The organism is Thermococcus fumicolans (assembly GCF_055386755.1).
Genome location: NZ_AP042424.1, coordinates 415,977 through 438,651 on the forward strand (window position 1 = coordinate 415,977; position 22,675 = coordinate 438,651).

At 50.9% G+C, this 22,675-nt stretch carries 24 protein-coding genes; 12 read left to right on the top strand and 12 right to left on the bottom strand.

Features of this window, described 5'->3' with window-relative positions; genetic code table 11:
- Positions 1-1,161 (top strand): glycosyltransferase family 4 protein, encoded by a 1,161-nt coding sequence (locus ACZ5AM_RS02285; RefSeq protein ID WP_464915331.1) that lies wholly within the window; start codon positions 1-3, stop codon positions 1,159-1,161.
- Between the two features lie 6 nt (positions 1,162-1,167).
- The gene (locus ACZ5AM_RS02290; RefSeq protein WP_464915332.1) at positions 1,168-2,754 is read left to right on the top strand and encodes an alkaline phosphatase family protein; all 1,587 of its coding nucleotides are present in this window, start codon (positions 1,168-1,170) and stop codon (positions 2,752-2,754) included.
- Here ACZ5AM_RS02290 and ACZ5AM_RS02295 read toward each other — a convergent pair.
- The 4 genes from ACZ5AM_RS02295 to mntA form a co-directional block, all read right to left on the bottom strand.
- Positions 2,740-4,218 (bottom strand): flippase, encoded by a 1,479-nt coding sequence (locus ACZ5AM_RS02295; RefSeq protein WP_464915333.1) that lies wholly within the window; start codon positions 4,216-4,218, stop codon positions 2,740-2,742. The genes ACZ5AM_RS02290 and ACZ5AM_RS02295 overlap by 15 nt on opposite strands.
- Before the next feature lie 301 nt (positions 4,219-4,519).
- On the bottom strand, positions 4,520-5,515 hold the full coding sequence (locus ACZ5AM_RS02300) for a sugar phosphate nucleotidyltransferase (protein ID WP_464915334.1): 996 nt from the start codon (positions 5,513-5,515) through the stop codon (positions 4,520-4,522).
- Positions 5,512-5,946, bottom strand: a complete 435-nt coding sequence (gene hepT / locus ACZ5AM_RS02305) for a type VII toxin-antitoxin system HepT family RNase toxin (RefSeq protein ID WP_464915335.1) — start codon at positions 5,944-5,946, stop codon at positions 5,512-5,514. The genes ACZ5AM_RS02300 and hepT overlap by 4 nt, the downstream gene beginning before the upstream one ends.
- On the bottom strand, positions 5,936-6,361 hold the full coding sequence (gene mntA / locus ACZ5AM_RS02310) for a type VII toxin-antitoxin system MntA family adenylyltransferase antitoxin (protein ID WP_464915336.1): 426 nt from the start codon (positions 6,359-6,361) through the stop codon (positions 5,936-5,938). Before mntA ends, hepT begins: the two co-directional genes overlap by 11 nt.
- 64 nt (positions 6,362-6,425) lie before the next feature.
- Between mntA and ACZ5AM_RS02315 the strand changes: the two genes are divergently transcribed.
- Positions 6,426-7,379, top strand: coding sequence for an NAD-dependent epimerase/dehydratase family protein (locus tag ACZ5AM_RS02315; RefSeq protein WP_464915895.1), 954 nt, complete (start codon positions 6,426-6,428; stop codon positions 7,377-7,379).
- 115 nt (positions 7,380-7,494) lie between these two features.
- Positions 7,495-8,091 carry a TasA family protein gene (locus tag ACZ5AM_RS02320; RefSeq protein WP_464915337.1) on the top strand — a complete coding sequence of 199 codons (597 nt, stop codon included), beginning with the start codon at positions 7,495-7,497 and terminating at the stop codon, positions 8,089-8,091.
- A 192-nt stretch (positions 8,092-8,283) separates the two neighbouring features.
- Here ACZ5AM_RS02320 and ACZ5AM_RS02325 read toward each other — a convergent pair whose 3' ends face one another.
- The gene (locus ACZ5AM_RS02325; protein WP_464915338.1) at positions 8,284-8,439 is read right to left on the bottom strand and encodes a PIN domain-containing protein; all 156 of its coding nucleotides are present in this window, start codon (positions 8,437-8,439) and stop codon (positions 8,284-8,286) included.
- Positions 8,440-9,080: 641 nt separating this feature from the next.
- Here ACZ5AM_RS02325 and ACZ5AM_RS02330 point away from each other — a divergent pair.
- Positions 9,081-9,941, top strand: coding sequence for a cation diffusion facilitator family transporter (locus ACZ5AM_RS02330; RefSeq protein ID WP_464915339.1), 861 nt, complete (start codon positions 9,081-9,083; stop codon positions 9,939-9,941).
- On the opposite strand, the gene ACZ5AM_RS02335 is transcribed toward ACZ5AM_RS02330, so the two are convergent.
- The 4 genes from ACZ5AM_RS02335 to ACZ5AM_RS02350 are packed head-to-tail and all read right to left on the bottom strand — an operon-like array spanning position 9,931 to position 13,945.
- Positions 9,931-11,295 (bottom strand): ATP-binding protein, encoded by a 1,365-nt coding sequence (locus ACZ5AM_RS02335; protein WP_464915340.1) that lies wholly within the window; start codon positions 11,293-11,295, stop codon positions 9,931-9,933. The genes ACZ5AM_RS02330 and ACZ5AM_RS02335 overlap by 11 nt on opposite strands.
- Positions 11,296-11,319: 24 nt before the next feature.
- Positions 11,320-12,477, bottom strand: a complete 1,158-nt coding sequence (gene mfnA / locus ACZ5AM_RS02340; protein WP_464915341.1) for a tyrosine decarboxylase MfnA — start codon at positions 12,475-12,477, stop codon at positions 11,320-11,322.
- A gap of 33 nt (positions 12,478-12,510) precedes the next feature.
- Positions 12,511-13,698 carry a cation:proton antiporter gene (locus ACZ5AM_RS02345; protein WP_464915342.1) on the bottom strand — a complete coding sequence of 396 codons (1,188 nt, stop codon included), beginning with the start codon at positions 13,696-13,698 and terminating at the stop codon, positions 12,511-12,513.
- Position 13,699: 1 nt separating this feature from the next.
- Positions 13,700-13,945: a TIGR00304 family membrane protein gene (locus ACZ5AM_RS02350; RefSeq protein ID WP_464915343.1), complete on the bottom strand. Its 246-nt coding sequence runs from the start codon at positions 13,943-13,945 to the stop codon at positions 13,700-13,702.
- Positions 13,946-14,039: 94 nt separating this feature from the next.
- Here ACZ5AM_RS02350 and ACZ5AM_RS02355 point away from each other — a divergent pair, with 94 nt between their 5' ends.
- From ACZ5AM_RS02355 to ACZ5AM_RS02365, 3 genes are all read left to right on the top strand, one after another.
- A complete protein-coding gene (locus ACZ5AM_RS02355; protein WP_464915344.1) occupies positions 14,040-14,735 on the top strand; it encodes an HAD family hydrolase in 696 nt (231 codons plus the stop codon).
- Complete coding sequence (locus ACZ5AM_RS02360; RefSeq protein ID WP_464915345.1) at positions 14,707-15,333, top strand: diacylglycerol/polyprenol kinase family protein; 627 nt, start codon at positions 14,707-14,709, stop codon at positions 15,331-15,333. The genes ACZ5AM_RS02355 and ACZ5AM_RS02360 overlap by 29 nt, the downstream gene beginning before the upstream one ends.
- A gap of 67 nt (positions 15,334-15,400) precedes the next feature.
- A complete protein-coding gene (locus tag ACZ5AM_RS02365) occupies positions 15,401-17,368 on the top strand; it encodes an alpha-amylase/4-alpha-glucanotransferase domain-containing protein (protein ID WP_464915896.1) in 1,968 nt (655 codons plus the stop codon).
- A gap of 13 nt (positions 17,369-17,381) precedes the next feature.
- On the opposite strand, the gene ACZ5AM_RS02370 is transcribed toward ACZ5AM_RS02365, so the two are convergent.
- Together ACZ5AM_RS02370 and ttuA are read right to left on the bottom strand one after the other, a co-directional pair.
- Complete coding sequence (locus ACZ5AM_RS02370; protein ID WP_464915346.1) at positions 17,382-18,041, bottom strand: DUF257 family protein; 660 nt, start codon at positions 18,039-18,041, stop codon at positions 17,382-17,384.
- 102 nt (positions 18,042-18,143) lie between these two features.
- The gene (ttuA, locus tag ACZ5AM_RS02375) at positions 18,144-19,058 is read right to left on the bottom strand and encodes a tRNA-5-methyluridine(54) 2-sulfurtransferase (RefSeq protein WP_464915897.1); all 915 of its coding nucleotides are present in this window, start codon (positions 19,056-19,058) and stop codon (positions 18,144-18,146) included.
- Between the two features lie 98 nt (positions 19,059-19,156).
- Here ttuA and ACZ5AM_RS02380 point away from each other — a divergent pair, with 98 nt between their 5' ends.
- From ACZ5AM_RS02380 to ACZ5AM_RS02395, 4 genes are all read left to right on the top strand, one after another.
- Positions 19,157-19,672 (top strand): CDP-2,3-bis-(O-geranylgeranyl)-sn-glycerol synthase, encoded by a 516-nt coding sequence (locus ACZ5AM_RS02380; RefSeq protein WP_464915898.1) that lies wholly within the window; start codon positions 19,157-19,159, stop codon positions 19,670-19,672.
- Between the two features lie 48 nt (positions 19,673-19,720).
- Positions 19,721-20,995, top strand: a complete 1,275-nt coding sequence (locus ACZ5AM_RS02385) for a tRNA (N(6)-L-threonylcarbamoyladenosine(37)-C(2))-methylthiotransferase (RefSeq protein WP_464915347.1) — start codon at positions 19,721-19,723, stop codon at positions 20,993-20,995.
- A 197-nt stretch (positions 20,996-21,192) separates the two neighbouring features.
- Positions 21,193-21,618, top strand: a complete 426-nt coding sequence (locus ACZ5AM_RS02390) for a hypothetical protein (protein WP_464915348.1) — start codon at positions 21,193-21,195, stop codon at positions 21,616-21,618.
- A gap of 15 nt (positions 21,619-21,633) precedes the next feature.
- Positions 21,634-22,218, top strand: a complete 585-nt coding sequence (locus ACZ5AM_RS02395) for a signal peptidase I (protein ID WP_464915349.1) — start codon at positions 21,634-21,636, stop codon at positions 22,216-22,218.
- On the opposite strand, the gene ACZ5AM_RS02400 is transcribed toward ACZ5AM_RS02395, so the two are convergent.
- Complete coding sequence (locus tag ACZ5AM_RS02400) at positions 22,219-22,572, bottom strand: cupin domain-containing protein (protein ID WP_464915899.1); 354 nt, start codon at positions 22,570-22,572, stop codon at positions 22,219-22,221.
- Positions 22,573-22,675 lie beyond the last annotated feature (103 nt).

The following is a 22,675-nucleotide window of genomic DNA, read 5'->3' on the forward strand; positions in this document are numbered from 1 at the left end:
ATGGGTAGTATCTCATCTTTTTCGAATAAAACTCTCCTGATACTTACGAACTCCTATCCCGACAGAGATGGCAGGCACTACGGTGGAATCTTCGTCAAGGAGCAGGTTGAAGAGCTCAGGAAACATTTCAAAAACGTTTACGTGATCTCCCCCCAGCCGTGGGGGACGAACAGAATACTTAAAGACTACGAATACGGTAACGTTCGCGTCTTTTTTCCGCGCTTTTTACATGTCCCCATTGGTTACTTCAGGAAGAAGTTGGGAGATAACTTCTTTAAATCCGCTTTGAGGGTGATTAAGAAGGACGGGCTTGAGTTTGATTTGATACATGCTCACTTTACTTGGCCGAGCGGGTATGCCGCGGTTAAACTTGGGGAGAAGTTTAACGTGCCGGTAGTCATCACACTACACGAAAACCGGGATTGGCTTTTGGAGGAATACAAGTCGAGAAATGAAAAAATATACTGGACGTGGCGGAATGCTGATGCGTTGATACGAGTTAACAGAAAGGACGTGCCCCTTCTTAGAGAGTTCAATACCAACGTTTTTTCGATTTCCAACGGGTTTAATCCCGAGCGTTTGCCCATAATGGACAAAATAACCGCGAGGGAACACCTGAAACTTCCAGTGGACTCTAAGGTTATCTTTACCCTTGGTGCACTTGTTGAAAGAAAGGGATTCCATTATCTGATTGAGGCCATGAAAACCATTGTTAAGAAGAGGGATGATGTCCTGTGTTTTATTGGTGGTTCAGGCCCCCTAAAAGATAAGCTGCAACAGCGGATAAACGAGTTCGGACTCCAGAACCATGTTAAGTTACTTAGCTTTGTTCCTGATGAAGAATTGAAATACTGGATGAACACTGCTGATTTGTTTGTGTTGCCGAGTCTGAGTGAGAGTTTTGGTGTAGTTGTTCTCGAGGCTCTTGCAGTTGGTACTCCAGTTGTGGCTACAATAAACGGCGGTAGCGAGGAGATAGTAACCTCCGAAGACTACGGTCTGCTCTGTCCACCAGCCGACCCTGAGTGTTTGGCGGAGAAAATTTTAATAGCCCTCGAGAAAAAGTGGGACAGGGAGAAGATTAGGAAGTACGCGGAGCAGTTTACGTGGGAGTTCGTTATGAAGAAAATCTTAGATGTATATTATAAGGCCTTTGGGTGATGTGTTATGTCTAATGTTAAGGTTGTAGTAGTTGGTTTAGATGGTGCCACATGGGACGTGATTCTTCCTTTTGTGGAGAAAGGCAAACTTCCGACTTTCAAAAAGCTTCTCAACGAAAGCTCTTGGGGAATCCTAAAGAGCACTCTTCCCCCCGTTACTGTCCCTGCCTGGCCTTCATTTGCCACTGGTAAGAATCCCGCCAAACTGGGTATTTATAACTTTGTAACAGTTGATAACAAAACGGGGAAAGTTCGTATTGTCAGGTCTTCTGATATAAAATCAAAAAAGATATGGGATTATCTAAGTTTCATGGGTAAAAAATCAATAGTACTCAATCACCCAGTCACATATCCCCCTGAAAAGATTAACGGTATAATGGTCTCAGGGATGCTCACTCCACCTGATGCTAAAGACTATGTATATCCCCCCGAGATATTGGAGGATCTGGAGAAACTTGAATACATTGTAGAACCTGATCCTAAAGTAGTTAAAACCAAATGGGATACTGAGGACTTTATAAGTGAGCTTATAAAAACAATACAAAGGAGAACAGAAGTAGTTGTACATTTAATGAAAAATTATCCCTGGGACTTTTTCTTTGTTTTATTTAGAGCTACGGATGTAGTTCAGCACAAACAGTTTCAAAATAAAGAGAAACTACTCAGAGTGTATACTGAAATAGACAAAAGTCTTAGTAATATACTTGAGGTTGTTCCATGGAACACCATCGTCATTTTAATGTCTGACCATGGTTTTTGTGAGTTTAAAAAGTCTTTTAACATAACCAAATGGCTCTACGAAATGGGATATGTTAAGCTTAAAAAGAAAAGTGTCCATATAGGGGGTTCAAAAAGATCAATTTTAACGAAGCTTGGAATTACCCAAACCTCTGTTCTGAGACTCCTAAGAAAACTTCGACTTGAGTGGATAAGAAAATATCTTCCCGTATCTATCAAATCAAAACTTCCTCCTTCATCTGTAGAAATAGACCTTGGTGAAAGCGCTGTTTATCCTGGAATCTTGTTTACTGGGGCATCTCAATATCTATCAATTAATCGCGAAAAAGTTCAAGATAAGGAAGAATACGAAAAAATCAGAGAGGAACTAATCTCGAAGTTGCTAGACTTTAAAGATCCTGAAACAGGAGACTCTATTATTGAAGCTATTTATAAAAAAGAGGAAGTGTATTCTGGCCCATATTTAAATGAAGCTCCTGATATTGTGTTCCTATTAAAAAGAGGCTACAGCATAACAACGTCATTAGACTTAAATGCCCCAGTGGTTGAGAAAATTTTCTCCCCTTTTGGCACCCACCACATGGATGGGATACTCCTTGTACATGGCCCGGGGATTAAAAGAGGGCATGAAGTTGGGTCAGTAGAAATAATTGATATTGCTCCGACAATACTCCATATCTTTGGCCTACCAATTCCAAATGATATGGATGGCCGAGTTCTTGTGGAAATCTTTGAAAGGAACTCGGAGTTTGCAAGGAGGAAACCGGATTATGTTAGTTCGGAATATTATGGAGGGAATGTAAGAGAAGAGAAACTCAGAAAAGCTATAGAACTTTTAAAACTAAAGGGAATTTAGTAACAATTTTATCTCTTCTCGGTCAATACTTTTACTTAATAAGACTAAAGTATAATAAACGGACAAGAATCCGACTAAAATATAAGATACATAACAGATATTGTCCACTTTTAAGTTCATAGCTTTTACAATTCCTAACAAAGCAAAGCTAATTACAAAGGACTTCATGTAGCTCCAGCTGAAGGGATGGATTTTAGTTTCCTTATAAAGCCAATACGACCTGAAAAAGTTGGCTACAAAGTAGGAAATTGTCGTGGCGAGAGCTGCTCCAACTGTCCCATATCTTGGTATTAGAGCAATGTTTAGGGATATATTAGAAACTACTGCAAAAACATCTCCAATAAGATTGAACTTTGGCTTCCCGATTATTATAAGAGTCATACCATTTAACCCTAGAAAAGTGTGGAACATGAAACCAAGAGCAAGAATTTGGAGAGCATGGGCGGCAGTCCTATATCTCTGACCAAAAAGAAAGGATACAGTGGTATCAGGAAAAAGGAACATGATAGAAAACATTGGGAAGGTGAGTAGGAATATCCACTTGGTGAGAATTTGGTAAACTCGCTTCATGTGCCCTATTCTCCTGTGAGCGTATAACCGGGTAACTATAGGGGAGTATATGACTGATGCAGAACCTAAAAACACTGTAATCAGCCTAGCCAGAGGGGAGGCGGCATTATACAACCCCACGATTTCGGAGCCTTTATAATATCCCAGCATCAGTGTATCGGTCCATGTCATCAAAAAGTTCAGGATTCCAACAAACATCAGAGGAAGAGAAAAAAGAACGAGTCTTTTCCCTAGTTCTGGAGCGAACGATGGCTTTATATCGATAAGTCCAATCCTGTATGTTTCAAAGAGGAGAGCAAAGAATGTAATAAGATGAGTCATGATGTAACTCCAAAATATCGAATTAAATGGACGGTCTAGTAGAACTGAGAGAACAACAAACATCAACCAAGCTACTGGAAAGAATATATTCTGAAAGTATATCTTTTCTCGGACTCTCCCAAACCCTTGGGATATTGAAACAAGTGTTGTATTTAGTGCCCAGAACGGAATGGCTAGAGCTGATATTTTTAGGGCATAAACTAACATCCTCTCGTGGAGGGTTTGTGAAATTATTTCAGAACCGAAGGCTATGATTATTGTCCATAAGATTCCATTCAGGATTATTATGACTAATGCCGTTGAGATGAGATACTTGACTCTTGAGGGCTCTTTTTCTCTGTAATATGAGATTTCCCTTGGGAGAGAGTTGTGGAATCCGAGGGTGGCAACAACAAGGATTATGCTTAGTACAGTCAATGTAAGGTTAAATATACCGTACTCTGAAGTCGAGAAGTATCTTGCTATGATAGCTCTACTAAGAAACCCAAGAAGCATTGAAACAACAGTTCCCACGAATACTATCCCAGTACCCCTGGCAATCTTTTGAAGTGTCTGGATAACTTCATTTTCCATGTGGCCTTCACCTAGGAGCATATTATTTCTTAGTTTTGTAGAGGAGATTCTTTATATTCAACGTTTGTGATGGGATAAACCGTGAACTCCTACACCTTTAGTTTGTTCTCCTTGTGCATACCCATTAGGATTGGATCTTTCTTGAGAGTTCTTCTTGTGAGTGTTCGGTTTTATTATCTCAGGCCTCGTTCCAAACACTACAGCAGGCTTCACAATTATCCCCTCGCTGATTTTGAGGAATGGGCATTAATAATTTTGCCGGACAGGAAGACTGGAGCATTTTAAATGCTGGTCTGTCGATTTAATCCCCCCTCTGTATCTTCGCGTGGCCACCGACGAGGCTCTTCTTCAGCTCGAGGTTCCTTATCTCGCACTTCTCGTCGATGATGGAGCGCCATATCGTGGAGTTCCGGATGATGGTGTCCCTGAAGATTATCGAGTCGCTCACGTCCGAGTTTTCGATGATGCAGTTCTCACCTATGTAGGCGAACGGTCCTATAATAGAGCGGCCGAGGATTTTGGCACCCTTCTTGATGACCACGGGGGGGATTATCTTGGAGTAGGGGCTTATCTGGATCTCCTCGATGTGGCTCTCTCTGAGGAGGGTTTTTAGGGCTTCTAAGTAGCTGTCCGCCGACCCTATGTCGTACCAGTAATCGGAGAAACGGTATGCTTTGATCTCCTCGCCCTTTTCAAGGAGCCACTGGATGAAATAGCCCGGCGAATCCCTATTTCCGTTGGAGAGGTACTCATCTATGCGCTCCATAACGGCCTTCGGGAAAGCGTAGACCCCTGTGCTTATGAGCGTGGACTGAGGCTGTGCGGGCTTCTCTCTGAAGGAAATGACTTTATCGCCCTCGAGGACGACAACACCGTATCGTTTGGCCAGTTCAAGGTCACCGACGTCGTAGACCGCTATCAGAGTTCTCCCGTCGTAGGCACGCAGGAAGTCCCTAAGTGAGAAAGAGAACAGGTTGTCGCCGGCTATGACCAGATACTCGTCCAGTCCGAGCTCATCAACCGCTTTCTTCATGGCCCCTACCGTGCCGAGCTTCTCCTCCTCGTGCAGGGTGTCTTCAACGATTAATCCAACACCATACTTCTCTGCGTACGGCCGGAAGTGGGCCTCGAAGAAACGGTTGGTCGAGATGTACGTTTCGAGGTCAAGCTCTCCAACTTTCTCCATTATGTGATCCAGTATGGTCTTCTCTCCGACCGGGAGCAGGGCCTTGGGGTTGTCCTTGGTTATGGGCCAGAGTCTCGTTGCGTAGCCGCCGGCCATTATGAGAACCTTCATTGGCTCATCCCCTCCTGGAGTACTTCACTGAGCCTCGAAAGGAACTCCTCTATGTCCTTTATATCCTCCGAGATTATCCGATAGATCATTTTATCGTCGACCTCCCAGTAGAGGTGAAGTAGACGGTTCCGAAAACGGGCCATTAATATCAGGCGCTTTGTGAGGTCGTCATCAATAAGCCCCCTCTCATTGAGAACTCTGAAGGAATCCGCATAGTCACGGGGGAGCCTGAACTTGTTTCTCGAGATAAGGTGGTAGGCAATATCAATACATGCCTCAATCGCAACCAGGAGGTTATACTTGGCACTTGCGATGTAATGTCGGTTTTTCAGAAATTCCTCTTCTTCTAGCCCCCTAAGCTCGTAAAGACTCTGAAGGGCGTTCTTCACTTCGGCCATTAGTCTGGTAATCCTCTCCCTGTCATATTCCAAGGGCCTCCCTCCTGTGAAGTTCAAGATAATAAGAATAGTCATGGTACTCCGCCATCGTCATCTCCTCAAACATACACCTTATCCTTTCATCCTTCGAGAAGAGCAGTTTCCCTTCGATGGCCCTGAACCTAAAAGTCACCGGTGCGTTGTTGAGAATCCTTACATCTACAGGAAAGCCCACCAATCTGCTTAGTTCATCCTCCAGCTCCATCTCGTAGAATCTACCAACTGTTTTCTCTACGTAAACGGCCACGTCAATATCCCTGAATGGTTCATCATCAAGAAAAGAGCCGTGAAGGTAGGCAAAGAGAACCTCCTCCTTTTCCGTCAGGGCTTCCCAGAGCTTTGAGATTATTTCCTCCTTCTCCCCCTTTGGAAGCTCATGGAATTCCTTCATGGTTGAAAATCCCGCCATCGGAGTAAAAAAGCTTTTCCCCAAAGTTTAAGAGGTAGTCGGCAAAGGCTCATCGGTGGTGTCGATGAGAGTCCTCGTCACGGGTGGTGCCGGGTTCATCGGTTCCCATCTCGTTGATGCACTCATGGAGGCCGGAAACGAGGTCCTGGTTCTCGACGATCTAAGTGCAGGTAGTCTGGACAACATCAAACGCTGGCTCAATAACGAAAGGTTTGAGTTCATTAAAGGCGACATGAGGGATTCCGGAACCGTTAAAACGGCAGTTGAAGGTGTTGACGTAGTCTTTCATCTCGCGGCCAATCCTGAAGTTAGAATCGGCGCCCAGAGCCCCGAACTGCTCTACGCGACCAACGTTCTCATAACCTACAACCTGCTCAATGCCCTGAGGGATTCCAGCGTTCAATACTTAGTCTTCACAAGCTCCTCGACGGTTTACGGTGATGCAGAGGTTATTCCTACTCCCGAGAACTACGCCCCATTGGAGCCGATAAGCGTTTACGGAGGGGCGAAGCTTGCCGCCGAGGCCTTAATCAGCGGCTACGCCCACACCTTCGGCTTCAGGGCTTTGATCTTCCGCCTGGCCAACATAATAGGAGAGCGCTCCAACCACGGCGTCATCTACGATTTCATCAACAAGCTCCGCAGAAACCCGGAGGAGCTTGAGATACTCGGGGATGGGACGCAGAGAAAGAGCTACCTCCACGTGAGCGACACGGTTGAGGGCATGCTTCACATCTTCGAGCACTTCAAGAAAAGCGACAAGATCGTTGACTTCTACAACATCGGCAACGACGACTGGATAACCGTGAGGGAGATTGCGGAGATAGTCAGTGAGGAGATGGGGTTAAAGCCAAAGTTTCGCTTCACCGGCGGCGTTGACGGCGGCCGTGGCTGGAAGGGCGATGTTAAGTTCATGCGCCTGAGCATAGAGAAGGCAAAGAAAACCGGCTGGAGACCAAGGCTTAACAGCTACGGGGCAGTGAGGAGAACCGTTCGGGAGCTCCTTACGACGCTTTAATCCTCTTTTGATTTCATCACTTGTCTTCTAAGGTTGATTTTTAACTATTCTTAATAGAAATCTTTATAAGCTTTCGTCTCAGATTTTTAGCTGATAACTACTTTAGGTGGTTAACATGAAACGGGTTGTAGTTGTTGGGATGCTTGGTCTCTTGGTGTTCCTGGCTGGGGTGAAGTTCGGGGTTTCGTACTTCAGCGACGTGGCAAAGTCCGAGGGGAACCAGATCTCCACCGGGGACTTTGACATTGGCATAAGTAGGGACGGAGGCAGGTTCTACGACGACTACAAGCTCTTCTCCTTCGACGATCTTCAGCCGGGGGAGGAGAGGAAGGTTACATTCTACGTCAAAAACCGGGGTGATTATCATATCTCCTCCGTTGCCATGGTCTTCAACGTCACCGACGCCGAGGACGGAGCCCTTAGCAAGGCTGAAGCCTTGGTCGACAAAACCCCCGATGCTGGTGAGCTCAGCAAGTACCTGATAATCAAGGACTTTCTCGTCTCCCTGGATGGCAATGAGAAAGTTCTGACTGACTACATCGGGAAGAGCCTGAGGGAGCTCAACATGAGCGAACTCCAGATCTTCTCGGGATCACTGCCTGTGGACGGCGTCCTCAAGGTCGAGGTAACCTTCCAGCTGTCCCCCTCAGCCGGCAACGAGTGCCTCACCGACACTTCTAAGGTCGGCCTCATAATCACGGCGAGTCAGTGATGGGAAGCCTCTTAAACCCCGCCGAGAAGCCTCTAACGCGATGATGATTGATGGGCGAACCGACCGGTGAGGAAGGAAAGGTGATCGCTGAGCGGCTAGATTTTCTTTTCCATTTTGGCAACTTTTGAAATATCCTCATACGAACTTAGTAGAGTTATTCCTTCTCCTTTGCATGCTTCCCTAAAATCTTTATCAAAGTGAAATCAGGTATCTGACCTCATAAAATTTGCAGGTTGCTAAGATAAGGGCATCGTTTGGGAGTAACCCGTATTCTGCTATGTATTCGAGGGCAAATTCTTCAACACTCCGATTTATCTCCAGTTCCTTGAAGAGCTCGAAGAAATTCATCAAGTCCCTAAGTTCGGTTTGGTGAGCTTTAATGAGCCGTGGATTGTGTTTGAAGGGTATACGGCCTCTCTCTGGTTAGGGCCCCGAGGTATACCATGAGAGATTCACTAAAGACAATGTTATTTTGAATAGAGGACGTTGAACTTTTCTCTTACCTCTGGAATGTCGAGATTGCCAGCTAAATGTTCTATAATCACGTTTGTATCCACAAAGGCGGCTAAACTGTCCATTCATCCTCCACCTCTCTGAGCAGCTTTTTGAGGTCAACTTCCCTGAACCTCCCAAAGAGCTTCTTTGCCGCATACTCGATCTCTATTTCCCTCTCGACGATTCATCTTATCTAGTCAAATCAATGTTCCTGAGCACTTCGTCTGGAACGTTTAACTCAACAGTCACCTTTCCCATTCTCCCACCCGTTTAGATAAGAGCGATAATAGTAAATAACGTTTTTGTCCCTCTTCTCTGTGCTTGGTCTTTGATTAACTTTTTAAGTTTCCCTCCAGACTTTCTCCGGGATGATGACTTCAGCCTTGTCCGAGCTGTGACGAGGGAGTGACGGACTGACCGCCTCTTTTTTAATCATCCGGTAAAACCCAATAACGTTTGGGGGCTTGGGTGGAATCCTGAGGGTCGGTGATATCATGGAGGATGTATACAAGCCGATTTGGGTCTCCATCGTTGGCAACTTTATCCTCGCTCTCATGAAGCTCATAGTTGGCTTCCTCTACTCAAGCATAGCCCTTATATCGGACGGTGTCCATTCTATCAGTGACGTGGTGACGAGCGTCGCGGGCTACTTCGGGATAAAGGTGGCCTCAAAACCGCCCGATAGGGATCATCCCTTCGGCCACTCCCGCTTTGAGCCTCTGGTTGCCTTTCTTATAGGTGAGGCTCTTCTCCTCGTTGCTTACGAGATTGGAAAGGACTCTCTGGTGAGGCTTTTGTACGGCGAGGGGATCGAGGTAAACGGGATCATGCTCGGCGTCACGGTTCTCTCGATCCTCGTCAAGGAGGCCATGTTCCGGTACTCCGTTTACGTGGGCAGGAAGCTCAACAGTCAGATTTTAATAGCGGACGCCTACCACCATAGGAGCGATTCCCTGAGCAGTGTTGCCGTCCTCATAGGCCTCGGCCTTCAGAGGCTCGGGTTTTCCCGCGGTGATGCTTTTGCTGGACTCGTTGTGGCGGGCTTCCTCGTAAAGGTTTCCTTCGAGATAATCCTTGAGAACGTCGGTTACCTCACGGGAAGGGCCCCTCCCTTTGAAATCTGCAAGGAGATAAGGAACCGCGCTTTAAGCGTTCCAAACGTCCTCGGTGTTCATGATCTGAGGGCGCACTACGTTGGGAACAAGCTTCACGTCGAGCTCCACATCGAGGTGCTGCCGGAGTTGAGCCTGAAAGAGGCCCACGACGTCAGCGAGGAGGTGAAGAAGCGCATAGAGGAGCTACCCGAGGTAGAGGTGGCCTTCGTCCACGTTGATATAAAGGGGGTTACTGAATAGCAGTGTTGAAATCGCCTAAATCGAATGCAAGGTATCCCTTTTCCCTGAGGCTCTCTTTGTTATCAATGCGTTTTGCGATTATCCCATAATATCTCTCCCCGCTAACGTTCACCCTGTTGGCTTTCTCTCTGAGCTTTTGAAGGATCTTCTCTGCCTTTTTAGCCGTTAGTTCTTTCCACTTTACCTCAAAAAAACCCGTATCTCCGTTTATGTTGTTGATTGCAACGAGGTCGATTTCCTCCTCCTTGTCCCACCACCGTCCGATTTTCGTGAACCTGAAAGGCACTTTTTTCTTCCTGTTCAGTCTTATCATGAACTCTCTTGCAACGCTCTCAAAGACCTCTCCTAGGTAAGTGTTAAAGCCCTCCTTGAAGTCTTCGAAGCTTATTGCGCCTATCTCTATGTCGTCGCGGTAAGGGTAGACGAAGCGGAGCCAGAAGCGGTAGTAGAAGTCCTTAACCCTGTAAACTCCGAACTTTCTTCTCTCTTTCATCGTCACTGGGAACTCTTTGTAAACAAGGTCAAGTGTCTCGAGGGTCTTAAGGTACTTTGGCAGGTTCGTGACTGCAATCCTTGTTTCATTGGCTATTTCGGTGAGCTTCGTTTTTCCCTCATTTATGGCCTTCAGGATGTTGAGGTAGGCAACAGGTTCCCTCAGCTCGTCCTTGAGCAGTCTCTCAGCGTCCTCATAGAGAACGCTGACCTTCCTGTAAAAGTTGTGTTCTATGTTCTCCTCGACGCTCAGCGAGTCGTCGAAGTACTGGAGGTACGCCGGAATCCCGTCTATCGTTCCGTACACCTTTACAAGATCCTCCCAAGAGTAGCGGGGAAAAGCCTCTTTCAAGTGGAAAAACCTCAGCGTTGAAAGCTTAATCTGGGCGGTTCTCCTTCCGTAAAGCGGGTTTTTGTAGCTCGTTAAGCTTTCCATTGTGGAAATGGAAGAACCGAGGAGGATTAGCATGACTTTTGAATCTCTGAGAATTTCGTCCCAGATGTACTGAAAAGTTGATGGCGTGGACTTATCCTCCTCAACCCAGTATGGGAACTCGTCTATCACGAAGACTAGCTTTCCAAAGCCTTTTATCTTTTTGAAGAATTCCTCAAGGCTTTCCGCTTCAATAAAGACGTTGAACTTTCTGTTGAAGCTCTTAACAAGCCTCTCAAGCTCAAGTTCCATTGGCTCCTTCCTGGCGAGAAAGTAGAAAGAGTTCCTGTTCCTAATGAACTGCTTGACTAGTTCAGTCTTTCCAATCCTTCTCCTGCCATAGATGAGGATAAAGTGGGCTCTATCCTGGGAGTAGAGCCTCCCGAGCTCCTTTAACTCATCCTCCCGGTCGATAAATTTTAGTATCATGATATTTAATATCGCGTTATTAATTTAAGCTTTTCGGGTAATCTCCCCTAAATCCCTCAAGAACTCCTCCAAATGCTCCTTTCTCACGTGTGGCATCATCACGATCCTGATGTAGCCCCGGTGGGCGCTTATCCCCCAGCCGCGCTTCTTCAGCTCTTCCTCAACTTTTTCCAGCTCTTCGGCCCCAAATGAGACTATGTTGAGAACCGGCTCGCGGACGAGGTAGATGCCGGGGATTTTCTTTAGTTCAGCAGCAAACCACCTGCTCAGTTCCATCGCCCTTTTAACGACTTCCTTGTAGCCTTCAAAGCCGAGGTGCTTTATCATCGCCCAAACTGCTAAGGCGTTGGCTCCGGGCCTCGTACCGGTTATAGTGGCCTGCCATATCTTTCCACCGGCCAGGTAGGGTGCAAAAACGCTTATGGTGTCTATGTATCGTTTCTCGCGGAAGATTATTCCGCCCGCTGGAATCGGAACCATGCCCATTTTGTGGGGGTCTATGGTTACGCTCTTTACCCCCTTAAGCCTGAAATCGAAGTCTGGGATATCGTAGCCCAAAGCTTTTGCGAAAGGAATCACGAAGCCCCCGAAGGCTGCATCCACGTGAAGTGGAAGGCCATAGTCCAGAGCCAGATCGCTCAAAGCGGGAATATCATCGACGACGCCCAAACCGGTCGTTCCTGCTATGCCGACTATTCCGATGGTGTTGTCCGTAATCTTCTCCTCAACATCCCGGACATCGACGGAGTAGTCCTTTTTGAGCTTCGCCCAGACGAGTTTAACACCGAGCATCTCCCCCGCTTTGATAAATGAGAAGTGGGCACTTTCCGGAAGAATGAGTTCCGGCTTTTCGGCATCGCTCAAATTTCGAAAGGCCCTCACCGCTAGGATGTTCGCCTCTGTTCCGCCGGAAACTATGTGGCCGTAGCCTTTCTCAAGGCCGAGAAGGTTCGCCAGCATGTCAACGGCTTCCCTCTCGATCCTCTGGCTCCCGACGTGAAGGCCAGGATCCCCGAGGTTCCTGTCAATGTAGCGCTGGACAACCTTGACGGCAAATGGATGTGGATAGGTGCACATCGAGCCCAGGATCTTTCCAGAATCGAAAGTTAAATCAGCTGCCGTCTTTCTCTCCAGCTCCTCCAGGACAGCCTCCTCGTCCTCGCCTTTTACTGGAAACTTCATTCTCCCACCAGCGTCTCATCTTGGCCTGAGGATTTAAGCTTTTGCCCGCGACTTCAGCCTCTTAATGTACGCCTTGAAAAGCAGGGGGGTTGTGAGGGCCGTCAGCATGGAGACGATTATGACGCTGGCAAAGAGCCCCTGGTCTATCAGCCCGGCGTTGAGGCCGAAGGTCAGTATAGCAAGCTCGAGGCTCCCCCTGCCTCCCATCCCGATGCCTATTAGGGCTGAATCCTCCCAGCTAAGGCCGAAGATCCTAGCTCCGAGGCCGCAGCCGAGGAACTTCCCGAGGATCGCCGCGAGGTAGAGGCCCGCTATCAGGGGAAGGCTTATGCTCTCAACGGGCGGGTTGAACATTAACCCAACGTAGATGAAGAACAGCGGTATGAAGAACTCCGTGAGTACTACCTCCAGATCCCCGATGAGCTCGTTGAGCTTTATCCTCGTCACTACCATTGGGTCCTTCCTCTCGCGGAGCCTGCTTATCGTTAGGCCCGCGAGGTAGGCCCCTATTATCTGGTTTAGGCCTGCCTTCTCGGCTATTATCGCGAGGAGGAAGGTTAGTATGAGGGTGAAGGTGAAGAAGACGTTGAGGTTCCTGACGATGTTCTTGAACCATCCCGCCCTTTTGAAGACGTGCTCGGATATCAGTAGAGTCGCCCCTATGAAGGCGAAGATTTTGAGAGTGAGTATTCCGAAGGAAGCGGCGTCGAGGCTTCCCCGGGCCATCGCGGTTATTATGCCTATGAGGTAGACGGCCATTATATCGTCGGCGAAGGCGGCGCCCATGAGGATTGAGGAAACCTCCCGCCTCACCCTCTCCTTAACGAGGACGCCGCTGGTGACCTCTATGGCGGTGTTCCCGAGGGTTACCCCGACGAATATCGCCGCTGAGAGAGGCTTCCCGAACATCTTGACGGTGAGGAAGCCCAGGATGAACGAGACGAGAACTCCAAGTGCCGCGACCACTGTGGCCTTCTTCGTGTTCTGGGCTATGGCCGAGAAGTTGCTGGTGAGCCCCATGTAGAGCATCATCATGATGAGCCCGAACTCCGCCAGAACCTCAAGCTGCTCGCTCGGCTGAATTACTCCCAGAATGAAGGGTCCGAGGGTTATTCCGGTAACCACGTGGGCTATTATTGGATGTACCTCGGCCTTCTCGAGGAGCCATTCCAGGCTCTTGGCAACGACGAGCAGAAGGGCCAGGGCTGCTAAATAGTCCACGTCATCCCCTCCTTGCTATCAGGGCCCCAACGATCCACAGAATCATCAGGATCACCGCGAGGATCATCGCGAGCGTTGCGCCCCTGCCCGTTCCGAAGACTATCGGGACGGGGCCGATCATTATCACGCCCCCACCTTCTACCTCCGATTCTCCCCCGTAGGCCGAGATGAGCGTCCCTATGAACACCAGCATGAAGCCTATGAGTATGAGCCCGATCCCCGCAAGCACGAGCGCTTCTCCCTTCATCGCTTGAACCTCTGGACTTTGCTCTTTTAAACTTAACCTGCCGCCGCTAGGCTTTTTAACCCCTCCCTCTACCCCCTACAGGTGGAAGACCGTCATGCTCGTTATGGTGGATCTCGACGACACACTGTGCAACACGTGGGAGGCTGGAAAGAGCGCCCTATTGAGGCTCGCCTTCTACCTCGTCCGGAAGAGGAAGTTCAAGATGATCAAGTACCTGCTCTTTCAGGGCTACCGCGAGCTCGAGAGCCTCGAGACCCTCCACCGCATGGATCTGGATGAGATAGCCGAGGAGGTGTTCCGGAGGGTCTACGGTAGAATCCACGAGGAAGAGCTCTCGGAGGTCATCCAGATAGTTGATTCGGTCTTCTTCTCGAAACTCAGACTCTACCCGGATGCCCTCCCTTTCCTGCGGGGGCTTAGGGAGATGGGGGCTAAAATCGTCCTCGTGACGGACTCCTCCTCAAGGTGGCAGAGGAAAAAGATAAAGTGGCTTGGGATAGGTGATTACCTCGATGGCGTGATAATAAGCGGGGAAACCGGGCACTCGAAGCTCACCCCCTACAACTTCAGGCTGGCCCTCTCCATGTTCCCCGATGGAGAAGTCTATGTTGTCGGGGACAGGGACGACACCGACATGGCGGGCGCGAGGGCGATAGGTGCCGTTGGAATACTCGTGAACAGGGGTTACTTCAAGCGTAGGCGTGTTAAGAAAGCCGACTACGTCGTTAAGAACCTGGTACAGGCTCTAGAGGTGATAAAACGTGAACACGGGCTTAAAAAGCGAGCTTAAACGCAAGGCCCTCCACCTCACCGGGCTAACTGTTCCGGCCCTCTACGCGGTGGCCGGTAAGGACTTCACCCTGAGCTTCATCGCGTTCGCCTTCGCGGCCTTCGTTGTCCTCGAGCCCTTCAGGATAATCGAGGAGCTCAGGGACAGGATAAAGCTCAGGCTCCGCCTCATAAACCCTGACATGGCGGCCGGAATAGAGGTTCTGGAGAAGCACGTCCGTGACATAGAGAGGGTTCACGAGAGGGATGGCGTTGCAGCCCATATTTACTTCGCGCTAGCCTCTCTCATCGTGATATACTTCTTCAGCGGCGCGATAGCGATAGCCGCTGTAACTTTGGCGACGCTTGGGGATGCCCTGGCAGCTATCGTGGGGAAGAACTTTGGGAGGCACAGGTTCTCCAACGGGAAGAGCCTTGAGGGGAGTCTGGCTTACTTCCTAACTGGCCTGCTGGTCATAACCCCCCTCCTCGGCGTTAAGGCGGCCCTGTTCGGCTCCCTGGCGGGAGCGCTGGTGGAGTTCTATGAGTTGCCGCCGGACGACAACTTCTCCAATCAGGTGTGCGTCGCCCTCGCCCTCTACCTTCTCAGTTTAGTTTGATCCCGCCCCGGAGAGCAAAGTATTTATACCGCCATCTCAGTATCACTTCTAGTGATATGCAGAGGTGATCGCGATGGTGAACTTCATATTCGGCATTCACAACCATCAGCCCCTAGGGAACTTCGGCTGGGTCTTTGAGAGCGCCTACGACAGGTCTTACCGCCCCTTCATGGAGATCCTTGAGGAGTACCCCAACATGAAGGTCGCCGTTCACTACTCCGGCCCCCTTCTCGAGTGGTTGAGCGAGAACAGGCCGGAACATCTTGATCTTCTCCGCTCGCTCGTGAGGAAGGGCCAGCTCGAGATAGTAGTGGCCGGCTTCTACGAGCCGGTCTTAGCTGCAATCCCAAAGGAGGACAGACTGGAGCAGATAAAGCTTCTGAAGGACTTTTCCAAAAAGCTCGGCTACGATGCTAAAGGTGTCTGGCTCACGGAGCGCGTCTGGCAGCCCGAGCTCGTGAAGAGCCTCCGCGAGGCGGGCATAGAGTACGTCATCGTCGACGACTACCACTTCATGAGCGCTGGACTGGCGAAGGAGGAACTCTACTGGCCCTACTACACGGAGGACGGCGGTGAGGTCATTTCGGTCTTCCCGATTGATGAGAAACTCCGCTACCTGATCCCCTTCAGGCCCGTTGAGAAAACGCTTGAGTACCTCCACTCCCTCGAGGACGGCGATGAGAGCAAGGTGGCTGTCTTCCACGATGACGGCGAGAAGTTCGGCGTCTGGCCCGGGACGTACGAGTGGGTCTACGAGAAGGGCTGGCTGAGGGAGTTCTTTGAGGGGGTCTCGAGTGACGAGAGGATAAACCTGATGCTCTACTCGGAGTACCTCTCGAGGTTCAAGCCGAAGGGCTTGGTCTACCTCCCGATAGCTTCCTACTTCGAGATGAGCGAGTGGTCTTTGCCAGCGAGGCAGGCGAAACTCTTCGTTGAGTTCGTGGAGAGGCTCAAGGAGCAGAACCAGTTCGAGAGGTACCGCGTCTTCGTCCGCGGTGGTATCTGGAAGAACTTCTTCTTCAAGTATCCGGAGAGCAACTACATGCACAAGCGCATGCTGATGGTGAGCAAGCTCGTCCGGGATAAGCCGGAGGCGAGGAAGTTCATCCTCAAGGCCCAGTGCAACGACGCCTACTGGCACGGCGTCTTTGGCGGCGTTTACCTCCCACACCTCCGCAGGGCAGTGTGGGAGAACATCATAAGGGCGAACTCCCGCGTCTCCACTGGAAACTTTGTCCGCGACATAGACTTCGACGGCAGAGACGAGGTCTTTTTGGAAAACGAAAACTTCTACTCGGTCTTCAAGCCCGCCTACGGCGGTGCCCTCTTCGAGTTCAGCTCAAAGAAAAAGGCCGTCAACTACAACGACGTTCTCGCGAGGCGCTGGGAGCACTACCACGAGGTTCCGGAGGCGGCGACGCCGGAGGAGGAAGGCGGGGAGGGCGTAGCGAGTATACACGAGCTCGGGAAGCAGATTCCGGATGAGATAAGGCGCGAATTAGCTTACGACAGCCACCTCAGGGCCATCCTTCAGGACCACTTCATCGAGCCGGAGACGACCCTCGACGAGTACAGGCTGAACCGGTACATTGAGCTCGGCGACTTCATCGGTGGCGCCTACGACTTCGGCCTCTTTGAAGGTGGTATCTCCCTTGAGAGGGAGGGAACAGTCTCGGGAAGGCCTGCTAGGGTGGAGAAGACCTTCCACCTCACGGATGACGGCTTCTTCGTCGACTACACCGTCAGAAGCGAAGTAAAGGCCCTCTTCGGCGTCGAGCTCAACTTAGCGGTCCACAGCGTCATGGAAGAGCCTGGGGAGTTTGAGGCAGAGGGCTTCGAGGTGGACGATCCCTATGGCATGGGCAAAGCAAGAATAGAGCTCGATAGAAAAGCTAGGGTGTGGAAGTACCCGATAAAGACCCTCAGCCAGAGCGAGAGCGGGTGGGACTTCGTCCAGCAGGGCGTCAGCTACACTTTGCTTTTCCCGGTTGAGGGAAGGCTAAGCTTCAGGCTGAGGTTCCGGGAGCTCCGCTGAATTTTTATGTTTTTCAAATCCTTATGAGCACGCCCTCCAGCTCCTTGTTCAGGGACTTTACTATGTGGAACTCAGTCATGCGCCCCTTCTTCTCCGTTCTGATGACTGTAGTGGCTATGTCCTCCAACAAGCTCACCGCGAACTCCCTGCCCTCCGGAAGCATCCCCCTCTTCACAAGGTAGATGCCGAGTCTGTTAGGCCTTCCGACGTAGCCGGCCAGCTGACTCACTATAACCTGAACCTCGCGGATGCTGAGGTCCGAGACGGCGAAGAGCTTTTCAAGGCCAACCGCGACGGTAAGAACTTTCCCGTTGGGGTCTTCTATTATGGGCCTGTAGACCTCTCTGAATTTCCTTGCCATAATGGCCGGTTCCGACACCTCCTCTATGTGGGTTATGACCCTACCAAACTTCCTTGATCCGCCGATCTTTATGACCTCGATCTCCGATAGTTTTTCCGCTTTAATCCCCATGAGTCCCATCTTGGAGACCATAGTGGGATAGGAGTCGAGCACGTCTACCACGATTACCCGGAACCCCTTGTCCTCGGCCCATCCGAGAACCTGGTAGAGGCCAAACGCTATGTCCCCTTCCCCGACCCTCTCAAAAAGAACCGTTTCTCCCATCCTTATTGATTCCCAAAGCTCGATCATAACTGAGTCCCTCAGTCCCATTTTGCATCCCCCTGTGGCCCTTTGTACTGTACTCGTCCGCTATGTTTAAATCCGTTGTGCCCAAACTGCCCCAAAAAGGGTTTTAGAGAGGCAATGGTAAAACTACGGCTCTAATTTAAAGTTTAGGGGCTTCTCCAACCCCCAGAACCTGCAGAAGGAGCAGACCTCACCGCTCGACGGCATGCCGCAGACCTTGCACTCCCTAAGCTCCGCCTCCTCCAGCTCGGCTTCAAAGAGGTGCTTCTTCCTCAGGTGACCCTTGACGAAGTTGATTTTCGTGCCCGGCCTCTTCTCCTCCATCTCGTTGAGGATTGATTTCCATTCGAGCGTCGTCGCTCCCCTCGCGTGGGGGCACTCGTCTATCTCGTACTCTATGCCGTTGGCGAGCGCGTAGGCAACAACCTCCCTCTCGGTAACCTCGTAGAGGGGTTTGATCTTCTTCACGAGCTTGCCGTTAAAGGCCGAAGGCGTCACAGGCCCCTGCTTCGCTAAGTACTGCGTGTTCCAGTTCATTATGTTGTTGAAGATGAAGCTGGCCTCGTCGTCCAGGTTGTGGCCCGTCGCTACAACATCGAAGCCGTTGTCGTAGGCGAACTTGTTGAAGATGTAGCGCTTCGTTAGGCCGCAGTAGGAGCATGTAGGTCTGCGCGTCCTAACTTCACCTATCCCAGCTCCCAAAAGCTCCCTCACGCGGACTATGTGGAGCGGGGCTCCAATCCTCTCGCACTGCCTCTTCGCGTACTCCTCGCCCTTTTCGCTGTACTCGCCTATCCCGAGGTTTATGTGGAGGCACTCGATATCGTAGCCGAACTTCTTGAGAACGTGAGCCGTTACGGCGGAATCCTTCCCCCCGCTGACTACGACGAGAACCCTCTCGTCCGGCTTGAGCATCTTGTAGCGCTCTATCGTTCGCTTTACCTTTCTCTCGAAGTACTCCGTGAAGTGCTCGGGGCAGAGGTACATTCTCGGGTAGTGGAGCTTGATGAAGGCCGGCTTGTCGCAGAACTTGCACTTCATCGGCATTTCTCTCACCCGGTTGGAGTCCTCCCTGCGGTTAAAAAGACTTCCACCGGAAGCCTTTTTAAAGCCCCCTCTAACAAGATCCGGTGAAATCAATGGGCGCGCTCTCATCGATACTCTGGGCCTTCTGGTACGTGCTCCCGGCCTACTTCGCCAACGCCTCCCCCGTAGTTCTCGGTGGGGGGAAGCCGATAGACGGGGGCAGGAACTGGAGGGACGGGAGGAGGATCCTCGGTGACGGGAAGACGTGGAGGGGTTTCTTCGGGGGCGTCGCGGTTGGAACGCTCATCGGCGCGGTTCAGTACTACATGACCCCAGGCTTCTACGGCTCCCTTAAAACTGCGCTCCTGCTGGCCTTTCTCCTCTCCTTCGGCGCCCTCGTCGGCGACCTCGTGGGGAGCTTCATAAAGCGCCGCCTCGACCTCCCGAGGGGCTACCCTGCAGTAGGGCTTGACCAGCTGGGGTTCCTCATAAGCGCCCTGGCCTTCGCGTATCCAGTCAAAACGGTCTCCTCCGGCCAGATGCTCGCCCTCCTGATCCTAACGCCCCTTATCCACTGGTCTGCCAACTACTTCGCCTACAGGATGGGCTGGAAGAGCGTCCCATGGTAACACTTCCGCCCACTCAACTTTTTAAACCCCCCTTCCCACGCCCATCCGATGGTAAGGGTTCACGTCGAGAGCTACGGCTGCACGAGGAACAAGGCAGACGGCGAGATAATGGAGGCGATACTGGTTAGGGCGGGCTATGAACTGGCCGAGACACCGGAGAGTGCGGACTACGTCGTCGTGAACACCTGCGCCGTAAAGGATCCTACGGAAAAGCACATGCGCGAGAGGATAAAGGAGCTCCTCGACTCCGGGAAGAGGGTAATCGTCACCGGCTGCCTCACCCACGTCAACCCCTCCGCCATAGACCCCCGCGTTTCTGGAATCCTCGGCGTTAAGAGCATAGACCGGATAGCAGAGGCCATTGAGGTGGCTGAAAAGGGTGGAAAACTCGTCAGCGTCGAGGGCTGGCGCGAGAGGAACCTGGACAAGCTCGAACTCCCGCGCCTCTGGAAGTCCGGCGTCGCTTTCGTGGTTCCAATAAGCGAGGGCTGCCTCAACGCCTGCACCTACTGTGCGACGCGCTTCGCGAGGGGCGTCCTGAAGAGCTACAGACCGGAGCTCGTCGTCAAGTGGGTTAAGGAGGCACTGGCGAGGGGTTACAAGGAGATACAGCTCTCAAGCGAGGACACCGGCTGCTACGGCTTCGACATAGGGGCTAACTTAGCTGAACTTCTCGACGAGATAACGGCCATTGAAGGTGACTTCCGCGTCAGGGTCGGCATGATGAACCCCAACCACGTCCTCAAGTTCCTCGACGAACTGATCGAGGCCTACCATAGCGAGAAGGTCTACAAGTTTCTCCACCTGCCGGTTCAGAGCGGGGACAATGAAATCCTGAGGAGAATGGGGCGGAACTACACCGTTGAGGAGTTTGAGGAGATTGTCCGGGAGTTTAGGCGGAAAATCCCTGGCTTAAACCTCAACACGGACATAATAGTCGGCTTTCCCGGGGAGACGGATGAGGCCTTCGAGAACACCGTTGAGCTCGTGAAGCGCGTGAGGCCTGACAAGATAAACGTCTCCCGCTACAGCAGGAGGCCGGGCACGATAGCGGCAAAGTGGAAGCAACTGCCCGGATGGAAGGTCAAGGGGCGCTCCCGGCTTTTGCACCGGCTCCGCCTTGCAATAGCCTACGAGATAAACCAGTCCTACGTGGGCAGAAAGGTTGAGGTGCTCGTTCACGGTTCCGGAAAGAAGGGCGGGGTTGAGGGCAGGACCTTCAACTACAAGGACATAATCCTCGACTCGGGCGAACCCGGCGAGCTCTTGGAGGCTAAAGTTACTAGGGCGACGGCCACCTACCTCCTCGGCGGGCTTGGATGAGATTTCTCCATTTGCCCGGTTTGTTCGTTGTAACCTCCCTAAGGCCCCCCGTGAACTTTGGATACTTTTCATGATCTTTTGGGAGGTTGGCAGGGATTAATCATACCCATTGGAAATTTTACAACAACAGATGGGAAAAACGTTAAATATTGAATGCTCGTAAAACCTGGGGATGACTTCAATCGAGGTGGTGTTAAATGGATGGGAAGCTTAAGAAGGCCCTGCCCCTGCTGGGCGCGCTGGTTTTCCTGATGGTCGGTGCAGCGCTGGCAGTGCCGAGCATTAACATAAACCTGCAGAACCTTGGTTCCAACAGTAAACAGTTTCCTACCGCTCTAGATGTAACTGCCCATGTGAACTTCCACCTGAGCTCGGATGGTTCGCAGGTTACTGGGGTTAAGGTATATCTAACCGGAAATGACGTCCAGACTAATGCTGTGGTATACGTTCACCTCTTAGACAGTAACGGAAATTCCCTCGCTACTGGCAGTGGATCGGTTAGCCAGGACACCAACGGCAACTACTATGTGGACATAGATTCTTTTGATAACGGTGCCAAGGTTGATATCTCACAACTAGATAGCGTCGAGGTAATCTACCAGGGCCAGGAGATAACTAGCTGATCTGGAGGCCCCTGAATGACCCTCCGCTCCAGAATTCTTTCCTTCTTTTCGGCCTCTATCCTCTTCTTCACGATCTTCGTCGCTGTTCTCCACCTCGCGTTCGGATTTCAGTACGTTGTGATACTGACTGACTCCATGGAGCCCCGCATCAACCCCGGCGATCTCGTTGTGATCTATCCCACCCACCACGTAAAGCCCGGCGACATCATCCTCTACCGCCTCGACCTCGGGGAAAGCAGCTACCACATAACCCACCGCGTCGTGGGAATCGCTCACGATGAATCCGGGGGGCTCTACTACGTCACCAGGGGCGACAACAGGAAGTACCCCGACCCCTGGAGGGTCTACCCGGATCAAGTGGTGGGGAAGGTTCTCTTCGTGGTTCCCTACGTCGGCAGGCTCTACTACTACACCCCTCTAATGATAACGGTGCTCTTCCTGTCCCTAATGGCCTTCCTTGGCTACGAGCTTGTCAGGGTTCTCCTCGAGGAGGAAGAGGAAAAACCGTCGGAGAGACATGTCTCCCAGCTCAGGAGGTCGAGGGACATCTATATGGTAAGAAGGAGGGCGAGGAAGCTCCCGGGGCGGGGAAACCTCTGATCACCACTTCTCCTCAGGAACCGCTTCCTTCTTCGCCGGGATGAGGCAGAGGAACTCGAAGGTCTCGGTCAGAGCCTTGTACCCGTGGGGCTCGTTGGGCGGGACGTAGAGGAAGTTCCCGGCTTTAACATGGTGCTCCTCTTTGCCGTTGGTGATTATCCCCTCCCCCTTCATGATGAAGATCTCGTGCTCCCAGTCGTGCTGGTGGATCGGTATCTCGGCGTCTTTTTTGAGAACAAAGTAGCGCATGGCGAAGTTCTTAGCTCCGAGCTTTGGGTAGACGAGCCACCTTATGGTGACCCCCTCAAAACCGGTCTCCTCCTCGGGAACGTCCTTGTAGTGGCCGACGAACATGGTATCACCGTAGAATTTTCTCCCCTTCATATTTAAAATTTGGGCTAGGGCCAAAAAGTTTTTATTTGGTTTTTCCTTTCCCCCACCAGAAACCGGTTTGAGT